This window comes from Paucibacter sp. TC2R-5 (assembly GCF_025717605.1).
GTDB classification, from domain to species: Bacteria; Pseudomonadota; Gammaproteobacteria; order Burkholderiales; family Burkholderiaceae_C; genus Paucibacter_A; species Paucibacter_A albus.
Genome location: NZ_JAJIRQ010000001.1, coordinates 13,073 through 29,937, shown reverse-complemented (window position 1 = coordinate 29,937; position 16,865 = coordinate 13,073). Strand labels below are relative to the sequence as shown.

Below are 16,865 nucleotides of genomic sequence, written 5' to 3'. Positions count from 1 at the left end.
CTTTTTTCTATGCTTACTTCGGTGCGACGAAACCTGCCGCCTTGTAAACCGCTGCAATCGTGGCCTTGCCGACACGCGATTCCATCTCCTTGTGCACCGGCATCAAGGCCTTCTTCCACTCATTCGATTCGGCATCGGTCAGGGTGTAGATCGTGGTCTTGCCACTGGCCTTGATCTTGTCGAGCGCCACAGCGTTCTCGGTCTGGGCGATTGCATTCGCGTAGATGGAGGCGTCCTTCATCGCCACCTCAAGCATGCCGCGCACATCAGCCGGCAGACCGTCCCAGAACTTCTTGTTGACGATCACCGCATAGGCCAGATGGCCATGGTTGGATATGGAGATGTGCTTTTGCACTTCGAAAATACGCTGGGTATAGAAGTTAGACGGTACGCCTTCGGTGCCATCCACCACGCCCGACTGCAGCGCCTGATACAACTCGCTGAAGGCCATCACTTGCGGGATCGCGCCGAGCGCGCGCATCTGCGCGTCCAGCACCTTGCTGGACTGGATACGCATCTTCAAGCCTTTGAAATCGGCCACCGCATGCAGCGGCTTGTTGGCGCTCATGATGTGGAAGCCGTTGTCCCAATAGGCCAAGCCCTTGATGCCTTTAGGCTCCAGCTTGCTGAACAAATCAGCTCCCACTGGGCCATCGGTGACGGCGCGGAAGGCGGCCGTGTCCTTGAAGATGAAGGGCAGATCGAAGACCTCGAAGTCCTTCACGCCCAGCGGACCGAACTTGGCCAGCGAAGGTGCAAGCATCTGCACCGAGCCCAGTTGCAAGGCTTCGAGCTCTTCCTTGTCCTTGTAGAGCTGGCTGTTTGGATACAACTCGACCTTGACCTTGCCGGCGCTGCGCTGCTCGACCAGCTCCTTGAAGCGCTGCGCGCCCTTGCCCTTGGGGGTGTCGGGGGCGACCACATGGCTGAACTTAATCACGATGGGAGTCTGCGCCTGCGCCCAAACGGGCAGAGCCACGGTCAAGGCGGTCAGCGTGCTCAGCAGCAAGCGGCGGGCGAAGAAGGGGGTTTGAACTTGAGGCTTATTCATTTCGGTCTCCAAAGCATGGCACTGATGAAATTGGGATTGGCCACTGTGCGCAGATTGTGAAAGCTCGGACGCCGGCCGGGTAGTTGTGGAGTTCCACATTTAAGCGCCTCGCTCAGCCCGCAGCACAGAGCTGGCACTTAGACTTTGCATCATGCCCAGCCAACAAGCCCCTGCCGCCGCTAGCCCATCAGATATCAGCAAACGCTCGCTGATGCGCGCCTGGCTATGGGCGCTGCCCTTGCTGCTATCGCTGGGCTTTGTGCTGGGCGTGCTGGTTTGGGCGCGCAATAACGAAGCAGAAGAGCGGGCCTTGCAGCGCCAGACCATGATCTCAGATGCGCTCAGCACCGAGGCCCAGTTGCGAGCCAAGCTCGATGACGAGCTCGGCCATCTGCGCGAATTGGCCGCTAGGCTGCAGGGTCACAAGCCCAGCGCAGAGAGCCTGGCGGCCCAGCCCGAGCTGAATGCGGGTCTGCGCCGGCTCTGGCTATCGGTGACCTGGTTGGACCTGCGCAACCGCGTCCAGGCGCAGCTGCCGGCAGCTGCCGAAGGCCAGCGGCCGATTGAGGAGGATGGGCTGTCATTGCACCTGACGGCCCCGGTGGGCAAAGATGGTGCCGAAGGCATGCTGGTGGTGCGTTATTCACCGGCCCTGCTGCTCAAGCGCGGCGTGCCTTGGTGGCTGAGCCACAAATACGATATTCAGATGGTGGACAGTGCCGACCAAGTGATTGCCTCCAGTACCGAGGGCAGCGTGCGCTTGGCCCAAGGGCCGCGCCCCAGCTACCGCGTCAGCTTCCCGGGCCCCTTGCGCGCCAGCCCGCTGAGCGAGACAACGCTCAGTGACGCCGCCTTGGAGCTGACGCTGCGTGATCCGCCAAGCATCTCGACGCGGCCGCTGGCCTTGGTCTTGACCGCCGGCTTCTTGCCGCTGATTGCAGGGGCCAGCTGGCTGCTGCGCCGCCAAGTGCGGCAGATCACCAGGACCGAAGCCGCCTGGCGTACCGAAGCCGCTTGGCGCCGAGCCATGGAGGACTCGGCCCTGGTCGGCCTGCGTGCGCGTGATGCGGATGGCCGACTGCTCTATGTCAACCGGACCTTTTGCGACATGGTGGGATTCAGCGCGGAGAGCCTCTTGGGCCTGCGCCCGCCCATGCCTTATTGGCCCCCCGATGCCCTGGAAGAACTGACGGCCCGCAACAGACTGAATCTGGCAGGCCATGCCCCCCGCGAAGGCTTCGAGGCGCGCTGGCGGCATGCCGATGGGCGCACGCTGGAGGTCAAGGTGTTCGAGTCACCGCTGGTCGATGCGGCGGGAAAGCAGATCGGCTGGATGGGCTCCATCATCGACATCACCAATGCCAAGCGGCTTGAAGAAGGCGAGCGCCGCCAGGTCGAAGCCATGAGCCACAACGCCCGGCTCACCATGCTGGGTGAAGTAGCGTCCACGCTGGCGCATGAGTTGAATCAGCCCCTGACGGCGATTGCCAGCTACAACGCAGGCATCACCAACTCGCTCGCCAAGCTCGGCATCGACGACGCGGCGGTACTGGGTGCGCTGCAACGTCTCGGACAACAAGCGGCCCAGGCCGGTCGCATCGTGCAGCGGATCAGACAATTCTTGACCCGGCGCGAACCGCAACGCGAGGCTTGCGACCTGCAGCAGGTGATCACCGACGCGGTGGCCCTGCTGGGCCGCGAGCTCAGGCGCACCCAGGTACAGGTGGAACTGCAGTTAGCTGAAAGCTTGCCGCCCCTGTTTGCCGACGCCGTGTTGATCGAGCAGGTCGTCATCAACCTGGTGCGCAACGCAGCCGACGCGCTGCAGGCCAAGGCGCAAGACCGGCGCATCATCGTTTGCTGCGGTCGTTCGGACGTTTCTTCTTCGGCTCCGCAGACCGAATACTTGCGTGTTGATGTGAGCGACAACGGCCCAGGCCTCGCCGGGCGCGACGCCCAGACCTTGTTCGCGCCTTTTTACTCGACCAAGCGCGAGGGCATGGGCATGGGCCTGGCGATTTGCCGCTCCATCATCGAGGCCCACCAAGGCCTGCTCGAAGCCGGCGAATCAAGCAGTGGAGGCGCGCGCTTCTCATTCAGCCTCCCCTTGCATGAACAGGCCCGTGACGCCCTCAACAGCGGAGAATCCAACCATGACTAAGCCCCATATCTATCTGGTTGATGACGACCCAGCGGTACGCGACGCCTTGGCCTTCTTGCTCGCCTCACGCGGCCTGCAGGTGCTCAGCTTCGATGGTGGCCCGGCCTTGTTGGCGAGCTTGGATGCCAAGAGCCCTGCCGCACCATATGGGGTCTTTTTGCTGGACGTACGGATGGAGCCTATGTCCGGCACCAAGCTGCATGACGAATTGCTCGCGCGGGGCCTGCGCAACCCGGTGCTGTTTTTGACCGGCCATGGCGACATCCCCATGGTGGTGGAGGCGCTCAAAAAAGGTGCTTTCGACTTCCTCGAAAAGCCCTATAGCGACAACGCGCTGGCTGACCGCCTGGAGCAGGCCCTCGCGGTCGATGCGGCAATGCGCGTCGAAGGCGCGCATGCCGGCGAGCGCCATGCCCGCCTGGCCAGCCTGACCGAGCGCGAACGCGAGGTGATGGGCCGGGTCGCAGCCGGCAGACTCAACAAGGTGATCGCCGATGAGCTGAATGTCTCGGTGCGCACCATCGAGGTCCACCGCGCCCGCGTGTTTGCCAAGTTAGGCGTGCGCTCGGCGGCCGAGGTGGCGACCCTGCTGGCGCAGGGCTGAGGTTTGCAGCTTTAGCTGAGGCTCACCAAGGCCTGGTGATAGGCCGGCTCATGCATCAATTCGTCCCAGGTCAGCGGCGCAGTTTGTGGCAGCAGGCCTGCGCGCCGGGCTTCGCTCTCAGCGCTCGGCAACCAGCTTCCTGAAGCCTGTGCCTGGCTCAGATCGGCCAGCACTTCATCCAAGGCACTGCCCTCGTCGACGCCGGATTGGTTGCACAGCAAGACCATGTCACAGCCAGCCTGCAAGGCGGCCAGCGCGGCTTGCGTGAAGCCGATGGCCTGCCCGTCCAGCACGCGGGCGCCGGCCATGCCGAGATCGTCGCTGAAGATCGCGCCGCCAAAACCCAATCGCTCACGCAGAATCTCCTGCAACCAGCGCTCGCTGAAGCCGGCCGGCCTGGCATCGACCTTGGGGTAGATCACATGCGCCGGCATCACCGCGCCCATGCTCATGACCAGCCATTCAAACGGTTTCACATCCTCGGCCATGATGGCCTTGAGGCTGCGCTTGTCGACCGGCACGTCCACATGGGAGTCGGCCTTGACGAAACCATGGCCGGGGAAATGCTTGGCGCAGGCCTGCATACCGGCCAGCAAGAGGCCATGCATCAAGCTCTTGGCCAGCAGCGCGACCACGCGCGGGTCGCGGTGGAAGCTGCGGTCACCGATCACCGAACTGGCGCCATAGTCGAGGTCAAGTACCGGCGCAAACGAGAAATCCACGCCGCAGGCGCGCAGTTCGCTGGCCAGCACATAACCGGCTGCAGTTGCGGCAGCGGTGGCGCGCATCGCGTCTTCCATCCACAACTCGCCCAAGGAACGCATCGACGGTAGATGGGTGAAGCCGTCGGTCTGGAAACGCTGGACGCGGCCACCTTCATGGTCAACGGCAATCAAGACGTCGGGGCGGATCGCCTTGATCTGCGCCGTCAACGATGTCAGCTGGGCGCGACTTTCGAAGTTGTGCGCAAACAGGATCAGGCCGCCGACCAACGGATGCTTGAGCCGGCGCCTGTCGTCGCTGTCCAGCGCCAGCCCAGCAATATCGAGCACCAGCGGTGCGTGGATGGATGAGGCCTTGTCGGCTGTCGTCATTTTTTAGTCCTTGCTTTCAACGATTACAAAAGTGCTGGCGTAGTCGGTCTCGTCGCTGACCGAAACATGGGCTTTGAACCCCTTGCTCTCAAACCAGCGCGCTAACTCGCCATGCAAACGGATCTCGGGCTTGCCGCTGGCTGTGTTGACAATCTCGCAGTCGCGCCAGGTCATCGGCATGCGCATGCCTGTACCGATCGCCTTGGAGAAGGCCTCCTTGGCCGAGAAACGGGTGGCCAGATAGCTGACACCGCGGGCGGCCACCTTGGCACTGCGAGCGCGGAACACCGCCAACTCCTGCGGACCCAACACTTTCTCCGCGAAGCGCTCGCCGCGCCGCGCCAAAGTGTCGCGGATGCGGCGGACGTCGCAGATGTCGGTACCAATGCCGTAAATCATTCCAAACGCTCCAGGGCGGGCCAGCCCAGCACCTCGTTGCGGTGCTGCTCGCCACCCAACTCGAACCAGGTTTCGCCCCAATAGGCGGCACCTTCGCGGCGATAAAAACGCAGCGCATCTTCATTGCCGACCCAGGCGCTCAGCCACAAGGGCTGCTCGGGCCACTCTTGCCGGCATTGACGCAGCACGCGAGCACCCAAGCCCTGGCCCTGGCTGCGCGGCGAGACATAAAGCCGCTTCAATTCAACCGCCGGGCCACCCACATCAACCGGGCAAGGCGAGGCATCATCGAGCTGCGCCCAGGCCAACAAGGTATCGCCCCGCTCCACCAGCCAATGGCGGCCAAGGTCCAAGGCTTGGCGCAATGCTTGCTCGTCGAATTCCCGCCTCAGATAGTCCGCCACATCGCCGTTGACACCGTCAATGGCATAGCGGTCCAGCCAGACCCAGCGCGCCAGCGCGGCGATGCGCAAGGCATCTTCGGGCCGGGCGCGGCGCATCAAAACTTCAGCAGTCGTCACCGCCCAATGCTCCGCTCAATGTTCCGCACAAAAGCGCTGCTCACAGCGCCGCATAGGCGCGCTGGATGCAGCGCTGATAGTCGCGCACCGTCTCCGTATAGCCAAGCTCCAAGGCATCAGCCACCAGCGCATGGCCGATCGAGACCTCTTGCACACCGGGCACGGCGCGCAGAAAGGCCGTCAGGTTGTCGCGATTCAAATCATGTCCGGCGTTCAGCCCCAGGCCGAGTGCGAGCGCGGCTTCAGCGGTGCGCGTGAAGCCGGCCAATACCTCGGCCTGACGCTCGCTGCCAAAAGCGCTGGCGTAGGTCTCCGTGTACAGCTCGACCCGCTCGGCGCCAAGTTCGGCTACATAGGCCATGGCCTCGGGCAATGGGTCCATGAACAAGCTGACCCGCACACCGCAGGCACTAGCCTCCGCGACCAAGGGGCGCAGACGATCCATGTCTGCCGGAAATTGCCAGCCATGGTCGGACGTAAATTGGTCCTCGCTATCGGGCACAAAAGTCACTTGATGGGGCCGCAGCTCACGGACAAAGTCCATCAGATTCTGGGTCGGGTTGCCCTCGATATTGAACTCGGCTTGAGGCCAGGCCTTCATCAGCGCCGCCAACTCATGCACATCCTGCGTACGAATATGGCGCGCATCGGGGCGCGGGTGCACGGTGATGCCTTGCGCACCGGCCAACAGGCAAGCCTCGGCCGCACGCAGAACGCTGGGGATGCCCAGATGCCGGGTATTGCGCAGCAGCGCGACCTTGTTGACATTGACCGACAGGGCGCAGCGCGCGCTGTGCGTGCGGGAAGACTCGGGAGCGACAAGTGGGTTCATGGGGCTTATCTATTTATCAATCAAGAAGTTTTTGCAAGTCCTGCATGACCTGGCGGGTGCGCAGCGGCCGCTGCCCGAGATGATAGTGAAGCAGGCCACGCAAAGTCGATCGCAGGGCCGGCAGCACAGGGCTACAGGCCTGCTGCAAGGCCACCATGCTGCCATGCAAGAGGGCTGCTTGCAGCTGCACCAAGGCCAAACCACTGAAAGCCGGCGCATCAGCCTGCGGCGGCAGCACCCCGGCTTCGGCATTCAACATATATTGCCGGTCCAAGTCCAGCGGCTGCTGTGTCAGGGTCGACAAACTCAGATCAGGCAGCAGCCCAATTTCCCGCAATAGTCGCAGCTCAAACGCTCGCAGCGCCGCCTGCGACTGAGCGTCTTCATTGGCGTGCAAAGCCGGCAGCGTGGCGGCATAAGCATCAAACAACGCGGTATGCGGATCCTGGCGCGCCAGCAACTTGAGCAGCAACTCATTCAGGTAGTAGCCGGAAAACAGCGCCGCGCCGGCCGGCATGGTGGAGCCACCCGCCCATTCGGCGCCGCGCAGCGTGACCACCTCAGGCCCTGGCGCGTCACCGACGCCATCTGCCGATTTGACCGGTTTGGATAGGCTGACCTGGATGCGCTGAAACGGCAGCAGCACCGCACGCATTTGCGAATAAGGCCGCTTGGCCCCCTTAGCGACCACGGCAATGCGGCCCTGCTCGCGCGTAAACAGATCGAGGATCAGGCTGGACTCGCTCCAGTCGTAATGGTGCAGCACAAAAGCCTGCTGGATCGCGGGTGCGCGCGCGCCGCGAATTGCCATAACCTTGAATCTCGATCGAAGCTTAGAACTTACTCGTAGCCGTAGGTGCGCACGCGCTCTTCGGTGTCGGCCCAGCCCGAACGGACCTTGACCCATAACTCCAGGAACACGCGGCCCTGCATCAAATGCTCAAGCTCTTGACGTGCTTCGGAGCCGATGCGCTTGAGGCGCTCGCCGCCCGAGCCAATGATCATGCCCTTGTGCGCGTCGCGCTCGACCACGATGGAGGCCGAAATACGACGCAGCTCGCCCTCGTCTTCCCATTTGTCGATGACAACAGTGGACGTATAGGGCAGCTCATCGCCGGTCAGGCGGAACAGCTTTTCGCGGATGATTTCGCTGGCCAGGAACTTCTCCGAGCGGTCGGTCAGTGCATCTTCCTCATAGAACCAGCCCTGCTCGGGCAGATAAGGTTTGAGGATCTTGAACAGCCGTGTGACGTCGGACTCTTTCTTGGCCGACAGAGGTACGAACTCGGCAAAGTTGCGGCGCTCGGCCATGCTCTTGAGCCACGGCGCCAGCTCGGCCCGGCGCTGCACCGCGTCGAGTTTGTTGGCGATCATCACGACCGGCTTGTCTTCGGGCAAGAGCGACAGCACCTTGGCGTCATCGAGGCCAAAGCGCCCTGCTTCCAGCACATATAGCACCAGATCGACGTCACCCAGCACGCTGTGCACAGTGCGGTTCAGCGTGCGATTGAGCGCTGCGTTATGTTTCATCTGGAAGCCAGGCGTGTCGACAAAGACAAACTGGGCTTCTTCAATGGTGCGCACGCCGGTGATGCGATGGCGCGTGGTTTGAGCCTTGTCAGACGTGATGCTGACTTTTTGGCCCACCAAGGCATTCAGCAGCGTCGACTTGCCGACATTGGGCCGGCCGACGATGGCGATCAGACCGCATCGCTTTGGGATAGCCGGGTCCAACGTTGAAACATCAGGGCTAGCGGTCAGCTCAGCCACCGGGGAAGCAGCGGTCGGTGGGCGGGTGTTTTCGTTCATGGTGTGGGCGGTGGTGAGACCGGCTCCTTCAGTCGCGCAAGCCAGCGTTTGGTTTGTCGCGGGCAATCAATTCGTCGAGTAAGCGACGGGCGGCGTTCTGTTCGGCAATGCGCCGCGAACGACCCTCGCCGCGCTTGGAAATCTTCAGGGCAGGCACCGCGCATTCGATCTCGAAGGTCTGCGCATGAGCTTGGCCGCGGGTTTCGGTAATGGTATAGCTCGGCACTGCCATTCGGCGCGCTTGCAACCATTCTTGCAAGGCTGTTTTTGCATCTTTGGCCCAGTTATCCATCACCGAACCATCAATCAACTCGCCCAACAGGCGGCGCACCAACTCATGCGCTGGTGCGTAGCCTGCATCCAGGAACACCGCGCCGATCAAGGCCTCGGTGGCGTCAGCCAAGATAGAGGGCCGCTGCGCGCCGCCGCCCTTGGCTTCGCCTTCACTGATGCGCAGCACCTTGGGCAACTCCAAGCTGAGTGCCAAACGATGCAAGCTCTCCTCGCGAACCAAGTGGGCGCGCACGCGGGTCAAATCGCCTTCGTCTGAGGCGCCAAAGCGCTCATACAGCAAGGCGGACACCGCCAGGCTGAGCACAGCGTCGCCCAAGAATTCGAGACGCTCGTTGTGATCGGCACTGAAACTGCGGTGCGTGACTGCCCGAGTCAGAAGCTCGGGCTGCTTGAAACTGTAGCCGAGCCTTTGCTGCAGGGAAGCAAGCTGCGGACTCATGAAAACAAGCCTCGCATTTAGCGCGAGCGCCCTTCGTACTTGATCAACAAGTACACCGGGCCGCCCAGCTCGATCTGCTTGTCGTAAGCAAAGCTGATTTGCAATTTGTCGTTTTCTTTGCTGATCACCAGATCTTTGGAGTTGATGCTGGTGATCGAATACTCGACTTGCTGCGCCCTATCAAAGTCGGCCCGTACCGCCGGCACCGTGGCCGGGTTGGAGGCCGCGATGCGGTCCACCGTTCTTTGAATGGTGTAGAACTCCAGCACGGTCGGAAACACGCGTGCGCCCACCACACCGACAAAGGCCAGCAGCACGCCCCAGAACAAGAGGCCCAGCAGGCTGACGCCGCGCTGTCCATGGCCTTGCCCACGCATTTGCCCACTCAGCTTCAAGTTATGCCGGGCCCTGACAAATCCGGTCTGACGCATGGCTTGCTTCCTCAGATGATGGTGTTGGCAATTCAAGTTCAATTGAAGGCGCCAATGCGCTTGAGGTTACCGAAATTCATCCAAACAAAAAAGGCCTTGCCGACAATGTTTTCGTCGGGCACAAAACCCCAGAAACGTGAATCGCCGGAATTGTCACGGTTATCACCGACCAAGTAGTAGTGGCCGGCCGGGATCTTGCAGCTCACACCTTCCGGGCTGTACTTGCAATTTTCCTGGAAGGGGAAGGGGCCGCCGGCTCGGTTGGGGCTGAACAGCGGCGAGCGCTGCGGGTCCACCAGCAACTGATGCTCTTTCTCGCCCAGCTTCTCGGTAAAACGCGGCCGATAGGTCATCGAACTTTCGTCATAAAAGTCGCCTTGCGCCTGCACCGGCACCAACTCGCCGTTCACATACAGGCGTTGATTCAAATAACTGACCTGATCACCGGGCAGTCCAACCACGCGCTTGATGTAGTCGATGCTGGTGTCACCGGGCCAGCGGAATACCATCACGTCACCCCGCTTGACGTCATTGTTAGCGATGATCTTTTTATTGATCACCGGCAAACGAATGCCGTAATGGAACTTGTTGACCAGAATCAAATCACCCACCAGCAGCGTAGGCACCATCGAGCCGGACGGGATCTTGAAGGGCTCAAACAAGAAGGAGCGCAGCAAAAAGACCACCAAGATCACCGGGAACAAGCCCGCCGTCCAGTCCAACCACCAGGGCTGCCGCAGAATTTCCTGACGGGCTACTTCGACGTCACCGTCAACCCGTTTGATGCCTTGGGCGGCCAGGGTCTGGCGGCGCTGAGCGTCGGCTTCCAGCAATTGCGCCGCCGCGCGGGCCCGCTTGGGCTCGAAGTGAAAACGCTCGGCCAGCCAAAAGCACAGCGTGACCATCGTCAGCACGAACAGCAAGAAGGAAAAGTTACCGCTCCAGAAGCCGGTGTACCAGCCTCCCAGATAGGCGGCGAGCAAGGCGTAAAGAATTCCGGTCAGAGCACTCATCAATGGTCTACTTGGGTTCGTTCGATTAATCGTCAACTTGCAAAATCGCCAGGAACGCTTCCTGCGGCACCTCGACGGAGCCGATTTGCTTCATGCGCTTCTTGCCGGCCTTTTGCTTCTCGAGCAGCTTGCGCTTACGCGACACGTCACCGCCATAGCATTTTGCCAGCACGTTCTTGCGCATCGCCTTGATGTTCTCGCGCGCAATGATGTTGGAGCCGATCGCCGCCTGAATGATCACGTCATACATCTGGCGCGGAATATGCTCACGCATCTTGGCCGCCACACCGCGGCCACGGAACTGGCTCTGCACCCGGTGCACGATGATGGACAAGGCATCAACCCGGTCGCCGTTGATCAAGATGTCCACCTTGACCACATCGGACGCGCGGTACTCTTTGAACTCATAGTCCATCGAGGCATAGCCGCGTGACACGCTCTTCAATTTATCGAAGAAATCCAGCACGATTTCAGCCAGCGGCATCTCATAAGTCAGCATCACCTGACGGCCGTGATAGGCCATATTCAGCTGATTGCCGCGCTTTTGATTGGCCAGTGTCATCACCGGGCCGACATAGTCTTGCGGCATGTAGAGATGCACGGTCACGATGGGCTCGCGGATCTCCTGGATCTGGCCCAGCTCGGGCATCTTTGATGGGTTTTCGACCGAGATCACCGTCCCGTCATTCAGCATCACTTCGTACACAACGCTGGGTGCCGTGGTGATCAGGTCTTGATCGAATTCACGCTCCAGGCGCTCCTGCACGATTTCCATATGCAGCAGGCCCAAGAAGCCGCAGCGGAAGCCAAAGCCCAGCGCCTGCGACACCTCGGGCTCATAGCGCAGCGAGGAGTCATTGAGCTTGAGCTTCTCCAGCGCATCACGCAACTGGTCGTACTCGCTCGCCTCGGTCGGGTACAGACCGGCAAACACCTGCGGTTGAATTTCCTTAAAACCCGGCAAGGCCTGTTCGGCCGGGCCCAGATTGTTCGGCAACTTCTTGTCGACCGTGATGGTGTCACCCACCTTGGCCGCTTGCAACTCTTTGATGCCGGCGATGACGAAACCCACTTCGCCCGCATTCAACTGCTCACGCGGCTCGGACTTGGGCGAGAACACGCCCAGGTTGTCAGCCGGGTAGACCGCATTCGAGGCCATCATGCGGATGCGCTCGCCCTTCTTGAGCGTGCCGTCAACGACGCGCACCAACATCACCACACCGACATAGGCGTCGTACCAAGAATCGATGATCATCGCGCGCAGCGGCGCATCCACCACACCCTTGGGCGGCGGCATACGGGCGATCACGGCTTCGATGATTTCATCAATGCCCATGCCTGTTTTGGCGCTGCAAGGAATCGCATCGGTGGCATCAATGCCGATGACGTCTTCGATTTCTTCCTTGGCGTTTTCCGGATCCGCATTCGGCAGATCCATCTTGTTGAGCACCGGCACCACCTCGACGCCGAGCTCCAGCGCGGTGTAGCAATTCGCCACCGTCTGAGCCTCAACACCCTGGCTGGCATCGACCACCAAGAGCGCGCCTTCGCAGGCCGACAGCGAGCGACTCACCTCGTAAGAGAAGTCCACATGGCCGGGTGTGTCGATCAAATTCAGGTTGTAGACCTTGCCGTCCTTGGCCTTGTATTGCAGCGCGGCAGTCTGCGCCTTGATGGTGATGCCGCGCTCGCGCTCGATGTCCATCGAGTCCAGCACTTGCGCCTCCATCTCACGATCGGCGAGCCCTCCGCAGCGCTGAATGATGCGATCCGCCAGCGTGCTCTTGCCGTGGTCGATGTGGGCGATGATGGAGAAATTGCGGATGTGATTCATTGCTTTAATCGGAAGCAGAGCTCGCTGAGGCTACAAGGGCTTAGCCCCTGCATGGAAGGCTCATATCGCGCAGCGATGTGAAGCCGCGTCAGCGGCGTGCCGGACATAAAAAAAAGGCACGTCGAAATGGTGACGCGCCTTCCAACAAAACGTTTGGCAACTGCATGCTGGGCATCCATTGTAGCGAAAAGGCTCGAATTGGACACCCGGCTAAGGCCAGATAGGGGGTCGTTGCGGCTCACCAACAATGAGTTACCAACATGTTATGCACAGAATGATCACAAGAAAATCCTGCGATCTTGTGGATAACTTTCGCATCTCAAACACCTATCCGGCGTTGCCTAACGCCAGCAAGGCAAATAATGCCTCGCAATCGCGCATTCTATCCGACCGCGTCAACAATGACACCAAGCCAAGGCCAGTCAAACAAGCGAAGCGCCAGAATTTACTCAATTCTGGCGGCATCTGCGAGTTGATCAATGAGCTCCAGCCAAGGCAAAAGACTTCACGATGCGGAAAGACCCGCAAGGCTAGTCAGCCATAGCCGGCGCGTTGCACCAAGGCGCCTAGGCCTTTGAGCTAGCGATCAGCGCGCAGGGCGCAGCAAAACAAAGCTGACCACGTCATCGCGGCGCACCAGCAGATTGATCAGCTTGGCCTTTTCCGCCTTGCTCATCAGGGTCTGAAATTGCTTGACGCTGCTCACTTCGGTGTTGTCCACGGCCAAAATCAAGTCGCCTTCCCGCAAACCGGCGCGAGCAGCAACGCCGCTGGCCGCATCAACCCGCACGCCGGCACGCAGCTTCAAGTCCCGCTTTTGGGCGTCACTCAAGTCAGAGACCTGCAAGCCAAGCGCCGCCACCGCACCCACAGCCGGCTTGGGCTCGACCTCACCGGCGCGGGCCTTGGAGTCGTCGGGCATCTCACCCACGGTGAGGTTCAGCTCCTTCATTGCACCGCGCCTGAATACCTGCACCACCGCCTTGCTACCCGGCTTCAAGCCACCCACGATGCGGCGCAGATCGCTTGCTTTTTCAACCACCTTGCCGTCGAACTTGGTGATCACGTCGCCGCCTTCAATGCCGGCCTTGTCCGCCGCGCCGCCCGCCGTAACGCTGCGAATCAAGGCACCGGAGGCCTTGCCCAGGCCAATTGACTCGGCCACTTCCTTGCTCAAATCATCGGGTGCCACGCCGATATAGCCGCGCACCACCCGGCCGCTGCCGCGCAGCTGATCGGACACTCGAACCGCCTCATCGATCGGGATGGCGAAAGAGATGCCCATGAAACCGCCGGACTGGCTGTAAATCTGCGAGTTGATCCCAACCACCTCGCCGCGCATATTCAGCAATGGGCCGCCCGAGTTGCCCGGGTTGATGGCCACATCGGTCTGGATCAAGGGCAAAAAGTCACCGGTATCGCGCGCCTTGGCACTGACGATGCCTGCGGTGACGGTGTTATCGAAGCCAAAGGGTGAGCCGATCGCCATCACCCATTCGCCGACCTTCAAGCGCCCCACATCTCCGATCTTCACTGCTGGCAAACCGCTCGCCTCAATCTTCAAAACCGCCACATCGGAGCGGCGATCGGCGCCCACCACTTTGGCCTTGAATTCACGCTTATCTGTGAGCGTGACCCAGACTTCATCGGCGCCATTCACCACATGGGCGTTGGTCATCACATAGCCGTCGGCACTGAGGACGAAGCCGGAGCCGACACCGCGGCGCTGAGGCGCCTGATCTTCATCGGCATTGCCGTCGCTGCCCCTGTCGCCACGCGGCGGCGCCCGGCGCTGCCCCGGCACCGGGATGCCGAAGCGGCGCAAAAATTCCTGCATTTGTTCATCGATCTCGGGCATGCCGTTAGCGGCATTCCCAGCAGCACGCGCACGCTCCGAAGTACGGATATTGACTACCGCCGGGCCCACACGTTCAACCAACTCGGTGAAGTCCGGCAAGTCCCTTGCCTGCGCATGACTCTGCCCGGGAAGCAGACTCAAACTCAGTGACAGCGCGGCAGCAGACAGAATCAGACGCGAGAGGCGCAGTGGACGATAAGCAGACTGAAATTTCATGACTTGACTCAAAGTGCTAACTGTTGAATTGATGAATGCACCAACCATGATGGCAGCGCAGACGCAGCATAGCGAAAGTCATGGGCGGCTCCAAGTTAGCCTGGGCTTTGGCGAGCGCTGTAAAGCACGGCTCGCAGCGTCCCCCATTGCGGGCCCTGGGTCGATCGAGACAAAGGCAGATAGGTGGGCTCGGACCACCCCTTGGAGCGGCGGTCGGCGCGCAGAAGCAAGGCAAAGCCTAGATCGAATACCACCGTCAGATGCACCGGTGCCGGCTCATCAGGGCTTGGGCTGAAGGACGCCGAGCCGCGCGATCGATCGTACAGGTGCCACTCCTGCCCATCCCAGCGCAGCATCCGCGGCGCAATTGCTGAACAGCGCCAAGCAAGCAAAGCACCCAAGGGCGACAGCACCAGCAAAGGCGAAAACGCCGGGAAATGCGCCGCCAAGGCCAGGGTCAGCGACAAGACGGTAAGCGAGCCACTCACCGCCATCAGACTCTGCAGCGCTGGCAGCGGCTGCGTTTGCAGTTGGAAGGGCGCAGCGGAGCGTTTCAAGGCCAAGCCCTCCTGGCTTCGAGCAACCCAGACTCTCAGCGCGGGCAACAGCAGTTGCTGCAGCCCGTCAAGCAAACGTCAGATGCGCTTGAAGATCAAGGTGCCGTTGGTACCGCCAAAGCCAAAATTATTCTTGGCTGCGTATTCCATATTCATCGGCCGCGCTTCGTTCGCACAGTAATCAAGATCGCATGCGGGATCTTGATTGAAGATATTGATGGTCGGAGGTGCCACCTGGTTCTTCAAGGCCAGCACCGTGAAGACCGACTCGATGCCACCGGCACCGCCGAGCAGATGCCCGGTCATCGATTTGGTTGAGCTGATCACCAGATTGCTGGCGTCAGCACCGAATGCCAGCTTGATGGCATTGGTTTCGTTCAAGTCACCCAGCGGCGTCGAGGTGCCGTGAGCATTCATGTATTGGATTTGATCGGTATTCAAACCGGCATTGCGCAGCGCCGCGCGCATCGAGCGCTTGGGACCGTCAACACTTGGGGCGGTCATGTGATAGGCGTCAGAGCCCATGCCGAAACCAACCAGTTCGGCGTAAATCTTGGCCCCGCGCTTTTTGGCATGTTCGTACTCTTCGAGCACCAGCACGCCGGCACCCTCACCCAGCACAAAGCCGTCGCGGTCTTTGTCCCATGGGCGGGAAGCGGTCTTTGGATCCTCGTTGCGCGTCGACAGAGCGCGCGCCGAGGCAAAGCCTCCGAGGCCCAAAGGCGAAATGGTGGCCTCGGAACCACCGGCCACCATCACATCCACGTCACCGTATTCAATCATCCGGCCTGCCTCGCCAATGGCGTGCAACCCAGTGGTGCAGGCTGTCACGATGGCCAAGTTGGGGCCGGTAAAGCCGTACTTGATCGAGACATGGCCCGAGATCATATTGATGATCGAGGCCGGCACAAAAAACGGTGAGACCCGACGCGGGCCGCGCGTCATCAGTTCGCCGTGGGTGGCTTCGATCATCGGCAAGCCGCCGATACCCGAACCCACCAGCACGCCGATGCGCTCGGCCTGCTCTTCGGTCAACTGATCCCCGGTCGGCAAGCCGGCATCCTGCACCGCTTGGATGGACGCAGCCATACCGTAGTGGATGAAGGTATCCATCGCGCGCGCATCTTTGGCCGAAATGTATTCGGTCACATCGAAGCCCTTGACCTCGCCTGCGATATGGCAGGAGAAGCCCGAGGCATCGAAATGTGTGATGCGGTCAATACCGGACTGACCGGCCAGGATGTTGCTCCAGGCCTCAGCTACCGTGTTACCCACGGGGCTGATCAGACCAAGTCCAGTAATGACAACGCGACGACGGCTCATGCGATTAGGGGATTAGTTAGTGACTGCCAGACAAGCTCAAGGGCTTGTTCAGGCCTTTTGGTGCGTGACGGCGTAATCAATCGCCAGCTGAACGCTGGTGATCTTTTCGGCTTCTTCATCGGGGATTTCGATGCCGAACTCGTCTTCGAGAGCCATCACCAATTCCACGGTGTCGAGGGAATCTGCGCCCAGATCAGCCACGAAAGCCTTCTCATTGGTCACATCGGCTTCAGGCACGCCGAGTTGCTCGGCGATGATTTTTTTGACACGTGCTTCGATATCGCTCATGACTCCTCCAGGAGGGGGTTTGTTGGGAACAGCCCGGGATTCTAAGGCCTCTAGTGTGACTCGCCTAAAACTTGGCATTTCTTCACGCTAGAGAACCCTCACCGGCCGGGCAAATCCGGTGGGCGAAAGCGGGATGCTCTC

Annotated in this window: 18 protein-coding genes; 3 read left to right on the top strand and 15 right to left on the bottom strand. The window is 60.8% G+C overall.

Annotation, left to right across the window (positions count from 1 at the left end):
• Positions 1 to 13: 13 nt before the first annotated feature.
• Entirely contained in the window at positions 14 to 1,051 is a 1,038-nt protein-coding gene (locus LNV08_RS00155; protein ID WP_263531638.1) for a TRAP transporter substrate-binding protein, read from the bottom strand.
• A gap of 151 nt (positions 1,052 to 1,202) precedes the next feature.
• Here LNV08_RS00155 and LNV08_RS00150 point away from each other — a divergent pair, with 151 nt between their 5' ends.
• Together LNV08_RS00150 and LNV08_RS00145 are read left to right on the top strand one after the other, a co-directional pair.
• Positions 1,203 to 3,212 (top strand): two-component system sensor histidine kinase NtrB, encoded by a 2,010-nt coding sequence (locus LNV08_RS00150; RefSeq protein WP_263531637.1) that lies wholly within the window; start codon positions 1,203 to 1,205, stop codon positions 3,210 to 3,212.
• Positions 3,205 to 3,816, top strand: coding sequence for a response regulator transcription factor (locus LNV08_RS00145; protein WP_263531636.1), 612 nt, complete (start codon positions 3,205 to 3,207; stop codon positions 3,814 to 3,816). Before LNV08_RS00150 ends, LNV08_RS00145 begins: the two co-directional genes overlap by 8 nt.
• A gap of 11 nt (positions 3,817 to 3,827) precedes the next feature.
• Here the strand turns inward: LNV08_RS00145 and nagZ are convergent, their stop codons facing one another.
• The 10 genes from nagZ to lepA are packed head-to-tail and all read right to left on the bottom strand — an operon-like array spanning position 3,828 to position 12,482.
• Positions 3,828 to 4,910, bottom strand: a complete 1,083-nt coding sequence (gene nagZ, locus LNV08_RS00140; RefSeq protein ID WP_263531635.1) for a beta-N-acetylhexosaminidase — start codon at positions 4,908 to 4,910, stop codon at positions 3,828 to 3,830.
• 3 nt (positions 4,911 to 4,913) lie between these two features.
• Positions 4,914 to 5,309 carry a holo-ACP synthase gene (gene acpS, locus LNV08_RS00135; RefSeq protein WP_263531634.1) on the bottom strand — a complete coding sequence of 132 codons (396 nt, stop codon included), beginning with the start codon at positions 5,307 to 5,309 and terminating at the stop codon, positions 4,914 to 4,916.
• Positions 5,306 to 5,830 carry a GNAT family N-acetyltransferase gene (locus LNV08_RS00130; RefSeq protein ID WP_263531633.1) on the bottom strand — a complete coding sequence of 175 codons (525 nt, stop codon included), beginning with the start codon at positions 5,828 to 5,830 and terminating at the stop codon, positions 5,306 to 5,308. Before LNV08_RS00130 ends, acpS begins: the two co-directional genes overlap by 4 nt.
• A gap of 40 nt (positions 5,831 to 5,870) precedes the next feature.
• Positions 5,871 to 6,662, bottom strand: a complete 792-nt coding sequence (locus tag LNV08_RS00125; protein ID WP_263531632.1) for a pyridoxine 5'-phosphate synthase — start codon at positions 6,660 to 6,662, stop codon at positions 5,871 to 5,873.
• A 16-nt stretch (positions 6,663 to 6,678) separates the two neighbouring features.
• Entirely contained in the window at positions 6,679 to 7,467 is a 789-nt protein-coding gene (recO, locus tag LNV08_RS00120; RefSeq protein ID WP_414858673.1) for a DNA repair protein RecO, read from the bottom strand.
• 35 nt (positions 7,468 to 7,502) lie between these two features.
• Positions 7,503 to 8,471 carry a GTPase Era gene (era, locus tag LNV08_RS00115; protein ID WP_263531630.1) on the bottom strand — a complete coding sequence of 323 codons (969 nt, stop codon included), beginning with the start codon at positions 8,469 to 8,471 and terminating at the stop codon, positions 7,503 to 7,505.
• A 28-nt stretch (positions 8,472 to 8,499) separates the two neighbouring features.
• Complete coding sequence (rnc, locus tag LNV08_RS00110) at positions 8,500 to 9,204, bottom strand: ribonuclease III (RefSeq protein WP_263531629.1); 705 nt, start codon at positions 9,202 to 9,204, stop codon at positions 8,500 to 8,502.
• 17 nt (positions 9,205 to 9,221) lie between these two features.
• A complete protein-coding gene (locus LNV08_RS00105; protein ID WP_318014071.1) occupies positions 9,222 to 9,635 on the bottom strand; it encodes a DUF4845 domain-containing protein in 414 nt (137 codons plus the stop codon).
• A 38-nt stretch (positions 9,636 to 9,673) separates the two neighbouring features.
• Positions 9,674 to 10,648, bottom strand: a complete 975-nt coding sequence (lepB, locus tag LNV08_RS00100; RefSeq protein WP_263531628.1) for a signal peptidase I — start codon at positions 10,646 to 10,648, stop codon at positions 9,674 to 9,676.
• Positions 10,649 to 10,673: 25 nt separating this feature from the next.
• Complete coding sequence (lepA, locus tag LNV08_RS00095; protein WP_263531627.1) at positions 10,674 to 12,482, bottom strand: translation elongation factor 4; 1,809 nt, start codon at positions 12,480 to 12,482, stop codon at positions 10,674 to 10,676.
• 274 nt (positions 12,483 to 12,756) lie between these two features.
• On the opposite strand from lepA, the gene LNV08_RS00090 reads away from it, so the two are divergent.
• On the top strand, positions 12,757 to 13,026 hold the full coding sequence (locus tag LNV08_RS00090; RefSeq protein WP_263531626.1) for a hypothetical protein: 270 nt from the start codon (positions 12,757 to 12,759) through the stop codon (positions 13,024 to 13,026).
• 42 nt (positions 13,027 to 13,068) lie between these two features.
• On the opposite strand, the gene LNV08_RS00085 is transcribed toward LNV08_RS00090, so the two are convergent.
• The 4 genes from LNV08_RS00085 to acpP form a co-directional block, all read right to left on the bottom strand.
• The gene (locus LNV08_RS00085; RefSeq protein ID WP_263531625.1) at positions 13,069 to 14,556 is read right to left on the bottom strand and encodes a Do family serine endopeptidase; all 1,488 of its coding nucleotides are present in this window, start codon (positions 14,554 to 14,556) and stop codon (positions 13,069 to 13,071) included.
• Between the two features lie 95 nt (positions 14,557 to 14,651).
• Positions 14,652 to 15,113 (bottom strand): hypothetical protein, encoded by a 462-nt coding sequence (locus LNV08_RS00080; protein WP_263531624.1) that lies wholly within the window; start codon positions 15,111 to 15,113, stop codon positions 14,652 to 14,654.
• Between the two features lie 78 nt (positions 15,114 to 15,191).
• Complete coding sequence (gene fabF, locus LNV08_RS00075) at positions 15,192 to 16,436, bottom strand: beta-ketoacyl-ACP synthase II (protein ID WP_263531623.1); 1,245 nt, start codon at positions 16,434 to 16,436, stop codon at positions 15,192 to 15,194.
• Positions 16,437 to 16,484: 48 nt separating this feature from the next.
• Positions 16,485 to 16,724 (bottom strand): acyl carrier protein, encoded by a 240-nt coding sequence (gene acpP / locus LNV08_RS00070; RefSeq protein WP_263531622.1) that lies wholly within the window; start codon positions 16,722 to 16,724, stop codon positions 16,485 to 16,487.
• Between the last annotated feature and the right edge of the window lie 141 nt (positions 16,725 to 16,865).

Coding starts and splice junctions, on each gene's coding strand:
- LNV08_RS00105 (WP_318014071.1), bottom strand. CDS start 9,635: ATGCGTCAGACCGGATTTGTCAGGGCCCGGCATAACTTGAAGCTGAGT.
- lepA (WP_263531627.1), bottom strand. CDS start 12,482: ATGAATCACATCCGCAATTTCTCCATCATCGCCCACATCGACCACGGC.
- nagZ (WP_263531635.1), bottom strand. CDS start 4,910: ATGACGACAGCCGACAAGGCCTCATCCATCCACGCACCGCTGGTGCTC.
- acpP (WP_263531622.1), bottom strand. CDS start 16,724: ATGAGCGATATCGAAGCACGTGTCAAAAAAATCATCGCCGAGCAACTC.
- fabF (WP_263531623.1), bottom strand. CDS start 16,436: ATGAGCCGTCGTCGCGTTGTCATTACTGGACTTGGTCTGATCAGCCCC.
- LNV08_RS00145 (WP_263531636.1), top strand. CDS start 3,205: ATGACTAAGCCCCATATCTATCTGGTTGATGACGACCCAGCGGTACGC.
- rnc (WP_263531629.1), bottom strand. CDS start 9,204: ATGAGTCCGCAGCTTGCTTCCCTGCAGCAAAGGCTCGGCTACAGTTTC.
- era (WP_263531630.1), bottom strand. CDS start 8,471: ATGAACGAAAACACCCGCCCACCGACCGCTGCTTCCCCGGTGGCTGAG.
- LNV08_RS00085 (WP_263531625.1), bottom strand. CDS start 14,556: ATGAAATTTCAGTCTGCTTATCGTCCACTGCGCCTCTCGCGTCTGATT.
- lepB (WP_263531628.1), bottom strand. CDS start 10,648: ATGAGTGCTCTGACCGGAATTCTTTACGCCTTGCTCGCCGCCTATCTG.
- LNV08_RS00125 (WP_263531632.1), bottom strand. CDS start 6,662: ATGAACCCACTTGTCGCTCCCGAGTCTTCCCGCACGCACAGCGCGCGC.
- acpS (WP_263531634.1), bottom strand. CDS start 5,309: ATGATTTACGGCATTGGTACCGACATCTGCGACGTCCGCCGCATCCGC.
- LNV08_RS00150 (WP_263531637.1), top strand. CDS start 1,203: ATGCCCAGCCAACAAGCCCCTGCCGCCGCTAGCCCATCAGATATCAGC.
- LNV08_RS00090 (WP_263531626.1), top strand. CDS start 12,757: ATGATCACAAGAAAATCCTGCGATCTTGTGGATAACTTTCGCATCTCA.
- LNV08_RS00155 (WP_263531638.1), bottom strand. CDS start 1,051: ATGAATAAGCCTCAAGTTCAAACCCCCTTCTTCGCCCGCCGCTTGCTG.